The organism is Streptomyces sp. NPDC059454, from assembly GCF_042749965.1.
Taxonomy (GTDB): Bacteria; Actinomycetota; Actinomycetes; order Streptomycetales; family Streptomycetaceae; genus Streptomyces.
The window spans coordinates 86982-101100 of sequence record NZ_JBHYVC010000006.1 but is presented as its reverse complement, the minus strand read 5'-3'; the positions used below and the strand labels follow the sequence as shown (position 1 = coordinate 101100).

The following is a 14119-nucleotide window of genomic DNA, read 5'->3' as shown; positions in this document are numbered from 1 at the left end:
CTACGGTGAGTCAAGAACGTCCGGGTCACGTTTGTCGCACATCCGATCGAACGTCAGCGCCTGCGCACCCCGGGGGACACGGCCAGTCGTCCCGCCGCCCAGAACACCGCGAGGGTGAGCAGCGCCAGGACGGCCACCAGCGTGGCGCCGCCGACCACCTTCTCGTAATCGCGCTGGTAGAGCCCGTCGATGATGTACCGGCCGAGCCCGCCGAGACTGACGTACGCGGCGATGGTGGCCGTCGACACGATCTGGATGGCGGCGGAGCGCAGGCCGCTGAGGATCAGCGGGAGCGCCACGGGCACCTCGACCTGGAAGAGGACCCGCGACTCATGCATGCCCATGCCCCTGGCGGCATCCACCGGGGCGGGGTCGACGGAGCGGACCGCCTCGTAGGTGGTCACCAGGATCGGCGGGACGGCCAGCACGACCAGCGGGATCATGACGGGCAGCAGGCCGAAGCCGATCAGCAGGACGGCAAGGACCAGCAGACCGAAACTGGGCAGCGCGCGGGCGGCGTTGGCGATAAAGGCGAGCGCGTTGCCGCCGCGTCCGGTGTGGCCGGTCAACAGGCCGACGGGCAGCCCGATCGCGGCCGCGACGGCGAGGGCCAGCAGGGAGTACTGGAGGTGTTCGAGGAAACGCCGCGGGATGCCGTCGTAGCCGTGCCAGTGGGCACTGTCGCTGAAGAAGGCGTTGACGAAATTGAGGACGTTCACCGGACCGCGCCCTCCGGGGTGATCTCCGCCCGCCGGGCGGCGGGCTTCGGACGGGTGCCGCGCGGCATCCACGGCGTCAGCAGCACCCGCAGCGCGACCAGCAGGACGTCGCACAGGATCGCCAGGGCGGCCATCGTGACCACGGCGTTCACCGCGAGTTCGGGCCGGTCGTACTTCTGCGCGGCGGCGAGCAGGTTGCCGAGGGCGCCCTGGTTGCCGATCAGGGCTCCTACGCTGACCAGGGAGATGCTGGACGCGGTGGCGACCCGGAGCCCGGCGATGATGGCGGGCGCGGCGATCGGCAACTGCACCTGGAGGTAACGGCGCACGGGGCCGAAGCCCATGGCGGTGGCCGCGGCGAGGGTCTCGTCCGGCACCGAGCGCACGCCGTCGACGATGGCCGGGACCAGGACGACCAGGCTGTACAGGGCCAGCGGGATCATCACGGTGAGTTCGGTCTGGCCGGTGTAGTCGATGAGGACGACGAAGAACGCCAGGGAGGGGACGGCGTACAGCACGGTCGTCAGGCCCAGCACGGGCGGGTACAGCCAGCGGAAGCGCCCGCACAGCTGCGCGATCGGCAGCGCGAGGAGCAGCCCGGCGGCCACCGGCAGCAGGGCCTCCCTCATGTGCAGGCCGATCAGGCCCGCCCAGCTGTGCTGGAGGTCGCTGGGGATGTCGAAGAAGCCGGTCACTTGGCGGCCTCGGTCCTGGCCGGGTCCGTGGTCCTGGCCGGGTCCGTGTCCGTTTTCCCGGCCGTGTTCGCCCGGCTCTCCGCGTGGGCGGTGCGGATGGCCTCGCCGATGGTCTGCTGGGAGACGACGCCGGTCACCCGGCCGCCACCGTCCACGGCGACCGCCCGGCCGACGGGCGAGAGCACGGCGCAGTCGAGGGCGACCCGCAGGGAGTCGGCGCCGGGCACGAACGGCCGTCCGTACGGCAGCAGTCGGTCGGTCCTGACGTCCCCGGCGGCCAACTCCTCGCGCGCGGCCCAGCCGAGCGGGCGGCCGTCGGCGTCGGTGACCAGGAGGTGGGGGGCCTTGGTGGCGGCGATCCGGCCGGCGGTGGCGTCGGCCGGGATCACGGCGTCGGTGGTCAACTCCAGTGCGGCGGAGGGGAAGAAGGACAGCCGCCGGATGCCGCGGTCGGCACCGAGGAAGTCCTCGACAAACCCGTCCGCGGGGTTCGACAGCAGCTCGGCGGGCGGCGCGTACTGGGCGAGCCGGCCGCCCTCGCGCAGTACGGCGACCATGGTGCCCAGTTTGATCGCCTCGTCGATGTCGTGCGTGACGAAGACGATGGTCTTGCCCAGCTCGTCCTGGATGCGCAGGAGTTCGTCCTGCAGCCCCTTGCGCACCACGGGGTCGACGGCGGAGAACGGCTCGTCCATCAGCAGCACCGGCGGGTCCGCGGCGAGCGCCCGCGCCACGCCGACGCGCTGCTGCTGCCCGCCGGAGAGCTGGTACGGATACCGCTTGGCCAGCGAGGGGTCAAGACCCACCCGCTCCATCAGCTCCGCCGCCCGCTCCCGGGCCCGCTGCTTGCCCCAGCCGAGCAGGCGGGGCACGGTGGCGATGTTGTCGACGATCGTGCGGTGCTGGAAGAGCCCTGCGTTCTGGATGACGTACCCCATGGACCGGCGCAGGGTGGTGACCGGCTGCCGCTGAACGTCCTCGCCGTCCAGGAGGATCGTCCCCTCGGTGGGTTCGACCATCCGGTTGATCATGCGGAGGGTGGTCGTCTTGCCGCAGCCTGAGGGTCCGACGAGGACGGTGATCGAGCGGTCGGGGATCTCCAGCGACAACCGGTCGACCGCCACCGTGCCGTCCGGGTACCGCTTCGTTACTGAGTCGATCCGTATCAAGACGCGGAATGCCCTTCGGGTGGCGGAAGTTTCTGACCGGGGTCGCACGCTCTGTCGCCGGACGAGTGTAGACGGCAGCACTGACAGAACCCCGGAACCCCGTCCCCGGAAGGGCTTCGGGCTACGCCGCCACCTGCCCCGATCCCACGGAGGGAAACCCCGCCGTGCGCAGCACTCTCCGGTCCGCCCTCACCGCGTACACCTCGCAGCCGGGGCGTGCGGCGGCCCACGCGATCCCCTCCGGGCCCAGTGCGAAGGCCGCCGTGGCGACCGTGTCCGCCTCGGTCAGGGTGGGGGCGGTGACGGTCAGGGCGAGCAGGCCGGTCGCCGGGCGGCCGGTGCGGCCGTCGATGATGTGGTCGCCGCGCTCGTAGCGCGCGGAGGTCGCGACCGCGCCGTCGGTGAGGTCGAGGACGGTGCACAGCCGGTCGGCGTGTTCCGGGTGTCGTACGCCCACGCGCCACGGCCCGCCGGCGGCGACCACGTCCCCGCCGGCGTTGAGGCAGAACCGCCGCGCTCCCGCCGCCCGCAGCAGATCGGCGCCCTTCTGCACCGACCAGCCCTTCACCACCGCGCACGGATCGAGGCGCCGGCCCGGCAGCCGCACGTCGAACGCGCCCCCGGTGGCGATCCGGTACCGCTCGCAGAGGGCGAGGACCTCGGTCAGTTCGGGGCTGAGCCGGTCCGGGTCCAGCTCGCCCCGGTCCAGGCGGGAGACCTCGCTGTCCTCGCGGAACGGGCTGAAGCGGGCGTCGACCGCGCGCAGCCGGGTGAAGAGGTCGTCCACCGCGGATTCCCAAAATCCCTCGTCGTCGATCCGCAGCGACACCGGGAAGCCCATGACGTGTTCGACGCGCCGCATGTCAGGAGCCCTGTGCGTCGAGTGCGGCCTGCAGGGACTCCCGGTAGCCGTCGCTGGTGACGGTGGCGCCGGAGACCGTGTCGACGTCGGCGCTCTGGGCCTCCAGCGTCTCCTCGATCAGGACCGGTACGGCGGCCGTGGTCTGCGGGTGGTCCGGCTGCCGGAGCATCCGCACCGCGCTGATGCGGTCGCCGTCGAGGGTGACCTCGACCCGCACGGGGCCCTTCTCGGTGTCGACGGTGGGGCCAGCCACCACCCGGGTGGTGCTGCCCGGGGAGGTGGACACCGAGGGGGCGGGCGCGGGTTCGGCGACCGCCGGCTCCGGGACGGACGGGGTGTAGCGCCAGACCGGGATCAGTCCGGCGACGGTCAGGACCAGGACGGGCAGTGCTCGCTTCACGGTGTTCTCCTCGTTCCCCTCGTTCTCCTCGTGCGCCGCGTGTCCGTCATCCGGCCAGGCTGAAGCGTTCGTAGTGGATCTGCCGCTTCGGTACGCCCAGTTCGCGCAGGGTGCGCAGGACCGCGGTGGTCATGCCGGGCGGGCCGCAGACGTAGACGTCGCGGTCGGTGAGGTCGGGCACGAGCCGGGACAGCTCCCCGGGGGCCAGCCGGTCGGGGACCGGCGGGCCGGTGAGCAGGTGCAGCTCGGCGCCCTTGGCGACGGCGAGTTCGCGCAGTTCGCCGTGGAGGACGGCGTCGGCTTCGGTGGACACGCGGTAGAGGACGACGGCATGACCGTGCAGCTCCTCCAGCAGGGCCCGGATCGGGGTGACGCCGACACCGCCGGCGATGAGCAGGGCGTCCGGGCGGGTGCGGTGCAGGGTGGTGAAGGCGCCGTAGGGTCCCTCGGCGAAGACACGGGTGCCGGGCTTGAGATGGCGCAGGGCCGCGCTGCCGTCGCCGGCCGCCTTCGCGGTGAGCCGCAGGGTGCGGCCGTCGGGCGCGGCGGACAGGGAGAACGGGTTCGCCTGCCACCAGCGGTCCTTCGTCAGGAACCGCCACAGGAAGAACTGGCCGGCGCGGGCGGGCAGCCGGTCCAGATCACGGCCGGTGATGTGGATGGACACCACGTGGTCGTTCTCCGGGACGACGGCCGTGACCCGCAGCCGGTGGCGCCGGTTCCGCCACAGCGGCAGGACCAGCCGGCCGGCGAACACCGCGGCGAGCGCGGCGCCCCACAGCCCGTACCAGTAGGCCGTGGCGGCGGACGAGGCGGTGAAGGTGGAGCCTACGGCGACCTGATGGGTGAAGGCCAGCACCACGGCGACGTAGGTGTACAGGTGGACGAAGTGCCAGGTCTCGTAGGCGAGACGGCGCCGCGCGCGGCGGGCGGAGACGGCGCCGACGACGAGGATCAGCGCCAGCGCGACGACCGCGCGCAGCACGCCCTCGACGGTCTCGGCGAGGTCGACGAGCTGGTTCACCGGGTCCATGGAGGACATCTCGGCGTAGCCGAAGATGATGAAGACGGCGTGGCCGAGGAGCGTCCACAGCAGTCCGAAGCCGACCCGGCGGTGCCACAGGGTCAGCCGGTCCATGCCGATCCGGCGGTCCAGCCAGGGCAGCCGGGCCACCAGCAGCAGCTGGAACGCCATCAGCAGGGCGGCGTACAGGCCGGTGAGGCGGCCGAGTACGACGAGGGCGTTCGCGCCGAAGCCCGCCTGGACGAAGAAGACGGCCACCACCACCGCGTTCGCGGCGAGCAGGCCGTACAGGCCGATGCGCGCCACCGCCTTGGGGCGTCGCCTCGCGGTGGGGGGTGCGGGAGGCGATTGGACAGCTGTCACGCCGGAAACTCCTTGATCGGGTCCTGGGACTCCGAGCTTGGTCACAGGCGCTGTCGATCCCCTGTCGGTCAACTTTCAAGTTTTTATCGATCGAGATGCGATCGTGCGCCGCCTCTGGCGCCGGAGGCGGGGTGCCGCAGTATGGGCGGGTGGAAAAAGTACGACTCCTCGTCGTGGACGACGACCCGCCGATAGCCGACCTGGTGGCGACGGTCGCCCGCTACGAGGGCTGGGAGGCGGTCACCGCCAACTCGGGCGCGGAGGCGCTGCGCCGCGCCGCCGAGTTCCGCCCGGACATCGTGGTGCTGGACCTGATGCTGCCGGACGTCGACGGCTTCGGCGTCCTGGACCGGCTGCGGCGTTCCGGAACGATGGTGCCGGTGGTGTTCCTCACCGCGCGGGACGGGGTCGCCGACCGGGTGGCGGGGCTCACCCGAGGCGGGGACGACTACCTGGTCAAGCCGTTCGCCGTGGAGGAGCTGATGGCGCGGCTGCGGACGGTGCTGCGGCGCAGCGCGGGGCCGGGGTTCCAGCGGTCGGTGCTGCGGGTGGCGGACCTGACGATGGACGAGGACACCCGCGAGGTGCGGCGCGGTGAGCGGCTGCTGTCGCTGACGCCGACCGAGTACGAGGTGCTGCGCTATCTGATGCGCCGGTCGCCGACCGTGCTGACCAAGGCGCAGATCCTGGACCATGTGTGGGAGTACGGCTTCGGGGGCCGTTCCAATGTGGTGGAGCTGGTGGTGAGCCGGCTGCGGCGCAAGCTGGACGACACCGGTACGCCGCTGATCCAGACGGTGCGGGGCTTCGGTTACGTGATCCGGCAGGCCGCCGAGTGACGGCGTGTCTCCGACGGCTGCGGGACACCTACCGGCGGATGCGCCTGGGCACCCGGCTGACGCTGGGCCTCGGGGTGCTGTCGCTGGCGGTGTTCGCGGTCGTCGGCACCGCGCTCACCACGTACATGCACGACTATCTGGAACGGCAGCTGGGCGACCAGCTGAAGCTGATCCAGGCCGTGCAGGCCAAGGACGCGGCGGCGCACGGCACGGTCAGGCGGAAGCCGTACTACGGCTGGTACACGGCGGTGTACGACGTCTCGGGCGGCGCGGTCACCCTGCGCAGGCCCTCCGACGTGCCCGAGGACACCCGCGCCCTGGCCGACCTCGCGCGGGCGATGGCGCACTCCGACACGGAGCTGACGCGCACCGCGCGCATCCACGGGGAGGGCACCTACCGGCTGCGCGGCTGCGAGGTCGAACCGGGGGTGGTGCTGGTGAGCGCCGCGCCCGTGGAGGACATCGAGGAGACCGTCGGGCAGCTGATCACGGTGCAGGTCGTGGTGTTCGCGCTCGCGCTGCTGGCCCTGGTGGTGTTCGGGCGGCGGATGCTGCGGCACGGGCTGAAGCCGCTGAGCGACATGGCGCACACCGCGCACGGCATCGCCTCGCACGATCTGAGCGAGTCGGCGGCCCGGCTGCCGCTGCGCGCGGACGGGCGGGACGGCGGCCTGGAGGTGGCGGAGCTGCGTACCGCGTTCAACACGATGCTGGAGCACATCGACGACTCCCTCGCGGTGCGCGCGGAGGCGGAACTGCGGCTGCGCCGGTTCGTCGCGGACGCCTCGCACGAACTGCGCACCCCGCTGATGTCGGTGCGCGGCTACGCGGACCTGTTCCAGTACGCCGCCGCCAACGAGCCCGCCGAACGCGAGCGGCACCTGGCCCGGCTGCGGGCGGAGGCCGCCCGGATGGGCGTACTCCTCGACGATCTGCTGCTGCTCGCCCGGCTGGACGCGGCGGAGGTGGAGGCGCCGCTGCGGGCGGCGGACACGGACCTGGTGGAGCTGGTGCAGCAGGCCGCCGACGCGTTCCGGGCGAGCCATTCGGGGCATCCGCTGGCGGTGACGGCGGGCTCCGGACCGCTGAGGCTCCGGCTCGATCCGCAGCGCGTACGACAGGTCCTGGACAACCTGCTCACCAACGCCGCCGTGCACACCCCGGCCGGTACCCGGGTGTCAGTGGCGGTGTCCGTCGCCGCCGGCTCGGCGCTGGTGCGGGTCGCCGACGCGGGTCCCGGTGTCCCGGCGGAGGACCGGGAGCGGGTCTTCGACCGTTTCTACCGGGTCGACAAGGCCCGCAGCCGGGACCGGGGCGGCAGCGGGCTGGGCCTCGCGGTCGCCCGGTCCCTGGTGCGGGCGCACGGCGGCGACATCGAGCTGAGCAGCGCGCCGGGGGCGACGGTCTTCACCGTACGGCTGCCGCTGCACGGCGGTGCCTGACGGGCCCCGGTTGCCGGGGGCGGCTCGTGCCGCCGGTGCGTCCGGGGGCGTGTGCGGGGCCGGGGGCGGCTCAGATCCACTGGCGGAGCCACCAGAAGGCGAGGCCTACGGCGCCGGCGCCGTAGGCGGCGCCGCGCAGGGCGCTGGAGACGGCGTCGCGGCGGCGGATCCAGGCGGATACCCGGTCGAAGCGGCCGGGGCCCTGCGTGGTGGGGGCGGTGCGGTGAGGCTCGCTCATGGTGGCGCTCTCTCCCGTGGGTGCTGCTCTCGAGTCCGGTGGAGCGGGCGGCCTGGAGACCTTCGTCCCCGCCGGGCTTTCTTCGCGCGGGGTCAGTGCGGGGCGGACAGTTCGTGTATGCGGTCGGGCAGCCGGCTGTCGGGCCGGCAGACCAGCCCGTCCTCGCCGTGGCGTTCGGCGAGCGCCTGGTAGCGCTTGCGCAGGTGGCGGGTGGGGATCGGCGCGGGTTCGCGGTGGCGGGCGCAGTAGGTGGTGAAGGCGTCGACCGCGCCGACCAGGTCGCGGGTGTAGTCGTTCGGGGGCCCGTCGAACCACTGTTGTGCGGTGCGGTCGCGCATGACGCTCATCTGCCGCTTCCAGAAGGCGGCTTCCCGGATCTCGCCCTGGCCGACGTGGCGCAGGTGGAGGCAGTAGGCGGCGCCGGTGTGTTCGGCTCCGGCGGCGATCTGCCACCAGAAGACGGCGCTCTCGGGGTGGTCGACGAGGTGGAGGATGCAGGCGAAGACGTGGATGCCGTGGACGTCGACGGGCAGCCACTCGGTGAAGTCGTCGGGCGTGGGTTTGCCGTCGCCGTCGTCGCCGATGAGCGCGGCCAGTTCTTCGACGTGGTCGGCGGCGCCGGCCTCGGTGACGGTCCAGCGGGAGATGAGGTCGAGCTGGTGGCGGGCGCGGGTGCCGGCGGGCCGGGCCGGCGCGGGCCGGGTGTACCCGGCGTCCGCGGCCAGGCGGCGCAGCCCCTCGGCGGCGTCGAAGGGGCGCCGCGCCTCCCGGGCGAACGGGTCGGTCTCGGCCAGGCGCCGGGTCCATGTCGTCTCGGCTTCGGACAGGCGCTTGCTCCACACGGGAGGTGTCACTGGTCTGCCTCCTTCTCCTTCGTCGGTGTGGTCCCGCGGTGGTTGTGGTGGACGGGGGCGAGGCGCTTGCGGGCCTCGCGGAGGTGGTAGTCCACGGTGCTCACGGTGATGCCGAGGTACCAGCTGGTCTTCTGGCTGCTGTAGTGCAGGACGTACCGCAGGATGATCACGTCGAACTGCCGCTGCGGCAGGTTCAGCAGCGCCGCGTAGAGGCCGGTCTCGCTCGCCATCGCGGTGATCTCGTCGCGCGCCGTAGCCAGTGCCTCGTCGCCGACGACGCGCCGCAGGATGCTCCAGGTCTGCTGCGGAAGGTTGGCCTCGGCGAGCAACTCGTCCCAGACCCGGAGAACTTCCAGGAAGGCACGATGGACCGCGCGCTCCGCGGCGTCGTTGGTGCGGAGCCGGTACAGCGCGTAGGAGTGCCAGGCCTCCTGGTTCATCACGTAGTGCGCCTCGAAGTCCAGCGGCAGGGGAAGCGGCGCCTGCGTGGAGGAACCGGAGCCGTCGTCGGTCCGGAAGACGTCTTCGTGCATGGATCCTCTTCGTTGAGGGTGTTCGGGTGCCCGGCGTGCGCCGGTGAGGAGCACTCAACCGGGCCGACGCCCAGAACACGCATGCACGCGCCCCTAAATATGACCATCCGAATTTCAACAGTCACCTACGGTGATCAAGAAACCGGAGAGGGCACCCCGCCTGAGCTGCGACGTCGACCTCCCAGGAGGGGCGGACACCCGCCCCACGAAGCCACTCCGGGTGACGGGCGTCACAGAACGGGGTCAAAGCTTCTCGGCCAAACCCGTTCGAATCAGCCACTGTTGCGCTCCACCACGCCGTCCCGGGGCGGACGGAACGGCGGCCACCCGGAACACACCCGGGCCCGGAGCGCGCCCGGCGAGGCGCACGTCGCCCCGTCCGCAGGGCGGGGCCGTGGAGACAGGGACCACGGCTGCGGTGTCAGTCCGCGGACGTATCCTTCCCGCCACCGCACACCGACCGTGAGGACCGAGAGAATTGACCGGCCTGTCTGCTTTCCCGCTGCCCTTTCACGCTTCCCGTTCCATAGCGTTCGCGACACCCCGAACGCTGCGGGAACTTGAGATGATGCAGTGCAGCTCACACCTCCGGGAGAAGCCGGGGTGGTTCGACAAGATGAACGACGCCGACATCGTCGCCAGGTGGACGCAAGAAGCGGTCACCCAGGGCCTCACCGAAGCGCAGATTCGTTACGTGCTCGCCGAACTCCGGCACTACGCCGCGCTGCGGGACGGACGGACCGGCGCCGAGGTGTCCGCCGTCGACGGGGTGTGGCAGTCGGACACGCTGGTCGACGACGAGCTCAGGGCCCGGCTGCGGGAGGCGGTCCGGGTTCTGGAGGAGGTCCCCGAAGCGGAACTGGACTGGCATCCCGGATCCGACGGCCAGGTACTGGATCTGGTTCACCCCTCACTCTTCTGCCTGGTGAGAGGGGTGAGCGGGGCGCCCGAGCGGGCTTGGCTGAACCCGACGAGCCGCTACTCGAAGTACGAGTTCTCGGAGAAGTTCCAGTGGCTGCCCACGGATGTCGACGTCAGCGACGACGGAGAGGTCGCCTTCCGTTCGTACGTCAACAACGTCCACCCCGAGACCCATCACGAACTGGCCTCCGTGCTGCCGGAGTTGTTCGCGCGCTTCCGCCCGTTGTGGGAGAACGTGCTCACCGATCTGCGCCGTCCGAGGCCCCTGCGGATCAAGGCCGATCCCTACGGTTGGTACGACTCGGAGCCGGAGGACCCGGACGAGTCCTCCTTCAGCGACAGCGAAGCCTACGAAGAGGCCGTCGCGGCATGGGAGGAGGCCTATGACAACTGGTGGGAGAACCGCCGCCCGGTCGTCCCGGACGCCCCGGAATTCACCCCGCCCGAGCCGCCCGACGACTCCGACCGGGTCGACCTGCGCGGCCGTCGTCTCCAGGTCATCGTCAAGCTCGCCACCATTCACCTCACCCCGGACAAGCCCGAGTACCAAGGCGGCTCCTGGCACGTCGAGGGAATGCTGAACGAGCGGATCGTCTCGACCGGCATCTACTACTGGGACAGCGAGAACATCACCGAGAGCCGGCTGAGCTTCCGGGCGGCACTCGACAACCCGCAGTACGAGCAGAGCGACGACAACGGCATGCGTGAGGTCTACGGCCTGGAGAACGAGGACGCGCTGAACCAGGTGCTGGGATCGGCGTCGACGCCGGCGGGCCGCTGCCTGGCGTTCCCGAACATCCTGCAGCACCGCGTCGGCTCGTTCCGCCTCGCGGACCCCACCCGCCCCGGGCATCGCAAGATTCTCGCGTTCTTCCTGGTCGACCCGTCGGAAAGGATCGTCTCGACCTCCGATGTGCCACCGCAGCAACCGTGGTCCGACACCTCGACCATGACGCTCGAACAGGCCGAGGACCACCGCGAACAGCTCATGCGGGAACGCAAGTTCTTCGTCGACGAACACAACGAGCAGCTCTATGAACGGGAATTCTCCCTCTGCGAGCACTGACCCTCTCCGTGCCCCACCGGGCAGATGCCCGGTGGGGCTCGTCTTACGGACCGGTGACGTGCCCGGCGCGGCCCCGCCGTACGGCTCGGGGCGCGCCTAGCGTGGGCGCATGCGTGTACTGGTCACCGGCGGTGCCGGGTTCATCGGGTCCCATGTCGTCGAGGCGCTGGAGGCGCGCGGGCACGAGCCCGTCGTCTTCGACGTGCGCGCCGATCCGACGGCGGACGTGCGCTCCCCCGGCGCGGTGCGCGAGGCCCTGTCCGGGGTGGACGCCGTCTGCCACCAGGCGGCGATGGTGGGCCTCGGCACCTCCTTCGCCGACGCGCCGGAGTACGTCTCCCGCAACGACCTGGGTACGGCGGTGCTGCTGGCCGCGATGGCGGAGGCGGGCGTGGGCCGGCTGGTGCTGGCCGGTTCGATGGTGGTGTACGGCGAGGGCCGCTACGTCTGTGCCCGGCACGGGGTGGTGCGTCCCGGACCGCGGGCCGTCACCGACCTGGCGGCCGGGCGCTTCGAACCCGCCTGCCCGGTGTGCGGGGCGGACCTCGAACCGGGCCTGATCGGCGAGGACGCCCCGGCCGACCCGCGCAACGTGTACGCCACGACCAAGCTGGCCCAGGAACATCTGGCCGCCGCCTGGGCGCGTTCGACGGGCGGTTCGGCGGTGTCGCTGCGCTACCACAACGTCTACGGCCCCGGCATGCCCCGCGACACCCCGTACGCGGGCGTGGCCTCCTTCTTCCGCTCGGCGCTGGCCCGCGGCGAGGCCCCGCGGGTCTTCGAGGACGGCCGTCAGCGCCGGGACTTCGTGCACGTACGGGACGTGGCGGCGGCGAACGTCGCCGCGCTGACCGCGGACCCGGCCGCCGGGACGCTCACCGCGTACAACACCGGCAGCGGCACCCCGCACACGGTCGGCGACATGGCCCGCGCCCTGGCCGGCGCGTACGGCGGTCCGGACCCGGTCGTCACCGGCGAGTACCGCCTGGGCGACGTCCGCCACATCACGGCGGACTCCTCCCGCCTGCGGGCCGACCTGAACTGGAAACCGGGGGTCGCCTTCGAGGAGGGCATGCGGGAGTTCGCGTCGGCGGGGCTGCGGGACGGCTGAGTCAGCTCTCCGTCGCCGGGAGCGTCACCTCGAAGCGGCAGCCGCCGGTGACGTTGCGGACGGTGGTGCTGCCCCGGTGGGCCTCGACGATGCCGCGGACGATGGCGAGGCCGAGGCCCGCGCCGGCCGGCGGGGTGCGCGCGTGGGTGCCGCGCCAGCCGGTGTCGAAGACGCGGGGCAGGTCCTCCTCGGGGATACCGCCGCAGCCGTCCGTCACGGACAGCACCACGCCCTCGTCCGAGCGCCGCGCGGCGACGGCGACCGTGCCGTCGGCCGGGGTCCGGCGGATCGCGTTGACCAGCAGATTGCCCAGTACGCGGCTCATCTCCCGCCCGTCCACCTCCACCGGCACCGACTCCACCCGGTCCCCGACGAGCCGTACGCCGTGCTCGTGGGCGAGCGGGTCCGCGCCGGCGAGGGCGTCGCCGATCAGGTCGTACAGGGAGATCCGGGAGAGCGAGAGGGTCAGCGCGCCGGCGTGGATGCGGGAGAGCTCGAAGAGGTCGCCGACCATGTCGTTGAGGCGCTCCACCTCGGTGCGGATCTGCCTGAGGTAGCGGTCGGGTTCGGCGGCGACCCCGTCCTCCAGCGCCTCGGCCATCGCACGGAGTCCGGCGAGCGGGGTGCGCAGGTCGTGGGAGATCCAGGCGACGAGTTCGCGGCGGGAGGACTCCAGGGCGCGTTCGCGGTCCCGCGACTCGGCCAGTTTGACGCTGGTCGCCTCCAGTTCGCGGCTGAGCGCGGCGAGTTCGGCGGTGGACGGGCGCGCGGGCGCGGCGAAGTCGCCGCCGTCGCCGAAGGAGCGGGCGGCGAGCGTCAGTTCGCGGCTGCGGGCGACGACCCAGCGGCCCAGCAGCAGCGCGGTGACCGTGGAGACCACGGCGGCCATGGCGACGACCGTCGTCACCACGCTCAGGTCGTGCGCCGACAGGAACATCGCCCGGGCGACGGCGAGGGTGCCCGCGAGCATCGCCGCCGCCGCGACCCCGGCGACCACCGCGAGGTGCGCGGTGAGCGACCGGCGCCGGATCAGCAGCAGCACGCACGCGCCGAGCAGACCGGCCGCGGCGGCGCCGAGGAAGGCGAACAGGGCGATGAGCAGCATGTCCCGCATCGCTCACTCCTCCCCGAAACCGGCGGCGGGGTCGAAGCGGTAGCCGACGCCCCACACGGTCTGGACGATCCGGGGCCGCGCGGGATCGTCCTCCACCTTGCCGCGCAGCCGCCGTACGTGGACGGTCACGGTGGACAGGTCGCCGAAGTCCCAGCCCCACACCTCCCGCATCAGCTCCTCCCGCGCGAAGGCCTTCCCGGGGTGCCGCAGGAAGAAGGCGAGGAGGTCGAACTCGCGGATGGTGAGGGCGAGTTCGGCGCCGTGTTTGGTGGCCCGGCGGGCGGCGGGGTCGACGGTGAGACCGGCGGCCCGCAGCAGGCCGGACGCGGCGGCCGGCGCGGGCCGGGTGCGGCGCAGCACCGACTCGACGCGCAGGACGAGTTCGCGTGGGCTGAACGGCTTGGTGACGTAGTCGTCGGCGCCGACCTCCAGGCCGAGGATGCGGTCGTCCTCGTCGCCCCGCGCGGTGAGCATGATGACCGGCACGGGCCCCTGCCCGCGCATCCTGCGGCACACCTCCAGGCCGTCCATGCCGGGCAGCATCAGGTCGAGGACGACGAGGTCCGGCCAGTGGGCCGCCGCCCGGGCGAGCGCGTCGGGGCCGTCGCCGGCCCGGTCGACGACATAGCCGGCGCGGTCGAGGTAACCCGTGACGATCTCGGCGACGGTGGGATCGTCGTCGACGACGAGGACCCGGGCTCCGGCCTCGGCGTTCGGTGGTCGCTGCTCCATGCGGCCAGCCTCGCACCACGCGCGCGCGAGCGGTGCG

At 72.2% G+C, this 14119-nt stretch carries 15 protein-coding genes; 4 read left to right on the top strand and 11 right to left on the bottom strand.

The genetic code is table 11. The annotated features are described in order from the left end of the window. Positions 1-53: 53 nt before the first annotated feature. The 6 genes from ACFXAE_RS06205 to ACFXAE_RS06180 form a co-directional block, all read right to left on the bottom strand. A complete protein-coding gene (locus ACFXAE_RS06205) occupies positions 54-719 on the bottom strand; it encodes an ABC transporter permease (RefSeq protein WP_384708756.1) in 666 nt (221 codons plus the stop codon). After that, entirely contained in the window at positions 716-1414 is a 699-nt protein-coding gene (locus ACFXAE_RS06200; RefSeq protein WP_384708753.1) for an ABC transporter permease, read from the bottom strand. The genes ACFXAE_RS06205 and ACFXAE_RS06200 overlap by 4 nt, the downstream gene beginning before the upstream one ends. Continuing rightward, entirely contained in the window at positions 1411-2583 is a 1173-nt protein-coding gene (locus ACFXAE_RS06195) for an ABC transporter ATP-binding protein (RefSeq protein ID WP_384708750.1), read from the bottom strand. Before ACFXAE_RS06195 ends, ACFXAE_RS06200 begins: the two co-directional genes overlap by 4 nt. Before the next feature lie 121 nt (positions 2584-2704). Then, positions 2705-3445, bottom strand: a complete 741-nt coding sequence (locus ACFXAE_RS06190; RefSeq protein ID WP_384708747.1) for an FAD:protein FMN transferase — start codon at positions 3443-3445, stop codon at positions 2705-2707. A gap of 1 nt (position 3446) precedes the next feature. Next, positions 3447-3845 (bottom strand): FMN-binding protein, encoded by a 399-nt coding sequence (locus ACFXAE_RS06185; RefSeq protein WP_384708744.1) that lies wholly within the window; start codon positions 3843-3845, stop codon positions 3447-3449. A 46-nt stretch (positions 3846-3891) separates the two neighbouring features. Continuing rightward, a complete protein-coding gene (locus ACFXAE_RS06180) occupies positions 3892-5232 on the bottom strand; it encodes a ferric reductase-like transmembrane domain-containing protein (protein ID WP_384708741.1) in 1341 nt (446 codons plus the stop codon). 149 nt (positions 5233-5381) lie between these two features. Here ACFXAE_RS06180 and ACFXAE_RS06175 point away from each other — a divergent pair, with 149 nt between their 5' ends. Further along, positions 5382-6071, top strand: coding sequence for a response regulator transcription factor (locus ACFXAE_RS06175; protein WP_384708738.1), 690 nt, complete (start codon positions 5382-5384; stop codon positions 6069-6071). A 38-nt stretch (positions 6072-6109) separates the two neighbouring features. Beyond that, positions 6110-7513 carry a sensor histidine kinase gene (locus ACFXAE_RS06170; protein ID WP_384709059.1) on the top strand — a complete coding sequence of 468 codons (1404 nt, stop codon included), beginning with the start codon at positions 6110-6112 and terminating at the stop codon, positions 7511-7513. A gap of 70 nt (positions 7514-7583) precedes the next feature. On the opposite strand, the gene ACFXAE_RS06165 is transcribed toward ACFXAE_RS06170, so the two are convergent. The 3 genes from ACFXAE_RS06165 to ACFXAE_RS06155 all read right to left on the bottom strand — a co-directional run bounded on the left by ACFXAE_RS06165 (position 7584) and on the right by ACFXAE_RS06155 (position 9138). Then, complete coding sequence (locus ACFXAE_RS06165) at positions 7584-7751, bottom strand: hypothetical protein (RefSeq protein ID WP_384708735.1); 168 nt, start codon at positions 7749-7751, stop codon at positions 7584-7586. Positions 7752-7843: 92 nt separating this feature from the next. Next, entirely contained in the window at positions 7844-8605 is a 762-nt protein-coding gene (locus tag ACFXAE_RS06160; RefSeq protein ID WP_384708732.1) for a hypothetical protein, read from the bottom strand. Continuing rightward, positions 8602-9138 carry a sigma-70 family RNA polymerase sigma factor gene (locus ACFXAE_RS06155; RefSeq protein WP_384708729.1) on the bottom strand — a complete coding sequence of 179 codons (537 nt, stop codon included), beginning with the start codon at positions 9136-9138 and terminating at the stop codon, positions 8602-8604. Before ACFXAE_RS06155 ends, ACFXAE_RS06160 begins: the two co-directional genes overlap by 4 nt. Before the next feature lie 478 nt (positions 9139-9616). Between ACFXAE_RS06155 and ACFXAE_RS06150 the strand changes: the two genes are divergently transcribed. Both ACFXAE_RS06150 and ACFXAE_RS06145 read left to right on the top strand, forming a co-directional pair. Next, on the top strand, positions 9617-11125 hold the full coding sequence (locus tag ACFXAE_RS06150; protein WP_384708726.1) for a DUF4246 domain-containing protein: 1509 nt from the start codon (positions 9617-9619) through the stop codon (positions 11123-11125). Positions 11126-11234: 109 nt separating this feature from the next. Next, positions 11235-12236: an NAD-dependent epimerase/dehydratase family protein gene (locus tag ACFXAE_RS06145; protein WP_384708723.1), complete on the top strand. Its 1002-nt coding sequence runs from the start codon at positions 11235-11237 to the stop codon at positions 12234-12236. 1 nt (position 12237) lies between these two features. Here ACFXAE_RS06145 and ACFXAE_RS06140 read toward each other — a convergent pair whose 3' ends face one another. Continuing rightward, complete coding sequence (locus ACFXAE_RS06140) at positions 12238-13350, bottom strand: sensor histidine kinase (RefSeq protein WP_384708720.1); 1113 nt, start codon at positions 13348-13350, stop codon at positions 12238-12240. A 3-nt stretch (positions 13351-13353) separates the two neighbouring features. Further along, positions 13354-14082 carry a response regulator transcription factor gene (locus tag ACFXAE_RS06135; RefSeq protein WP_384708717.1) on the bottom strand — a complete coding sequence of 243 codons (729 nt, stop codon included), beginning with the start codon at positions 14080-14082 and terminating at the stop codon, positions 13354-13356. Positions 14083-14119 lie beyond the last annotated feature (37 nt).

What these genes read in the sequence shown, in the direction of transcription:
- ACFXAE_RS06190 (WP_384708747.1), bottom strand. Translation starts at nt 3,445, where the DNA reads ATGCGGCGCGTCGAACACGTCATGGGCTTCCCGGTGTCGCTGCGGATC.
- ACFXAE_RS06170 (WP_384709059.1), top strand. Translation starts at nt 6,110, where the DNA reads ATGCGCCTGGGCACCCGGCTGACGCTGGGCCTCGGGGTGCTGTCGCTG.
- ACFXAE_RS06165 (WP_384708735.1), bottom strand. Translation starts at nt 7,751, where the DNA reads ATGAGCGAGCCTCACCGCACCGCCCCCACCACGCAGGGCCCCGGCCGC.
- ACFXAE_RS06155 (WP_384708729.1), bottom strand. Translation starts at nt 9,138, where the DNA reads ATGCACGAAGACGTCTTCCGGACCGACGACGGCTCCGGTTCCTCCACG.
- ACFXAE_RS06145 (WP_384708723.1), top strand. Translation starts at nt 11,235, where the DNA reads ATGCGTGTACTGGTCACCGGCGGTGCCGGGTTCATCGGGTCCCATGTC.
- ACFXAE_RS06140 (WP_384708720.1), bottom strand. Translation starts at nt 13,350, where the DNA reads ATGCGGGACATGCTGCTCATCGCCCTGTTCGCCTTCCTCGGCGCCGCC.
- ACFXAE_RS06135 (WP_384708717.1), bottom strand. Translation starts at nt 14,082, where the DNA reads ATGGAGCAGCGACCACCGAACGCCGAGGCCGGAGCCCGGGTCCTCGTC.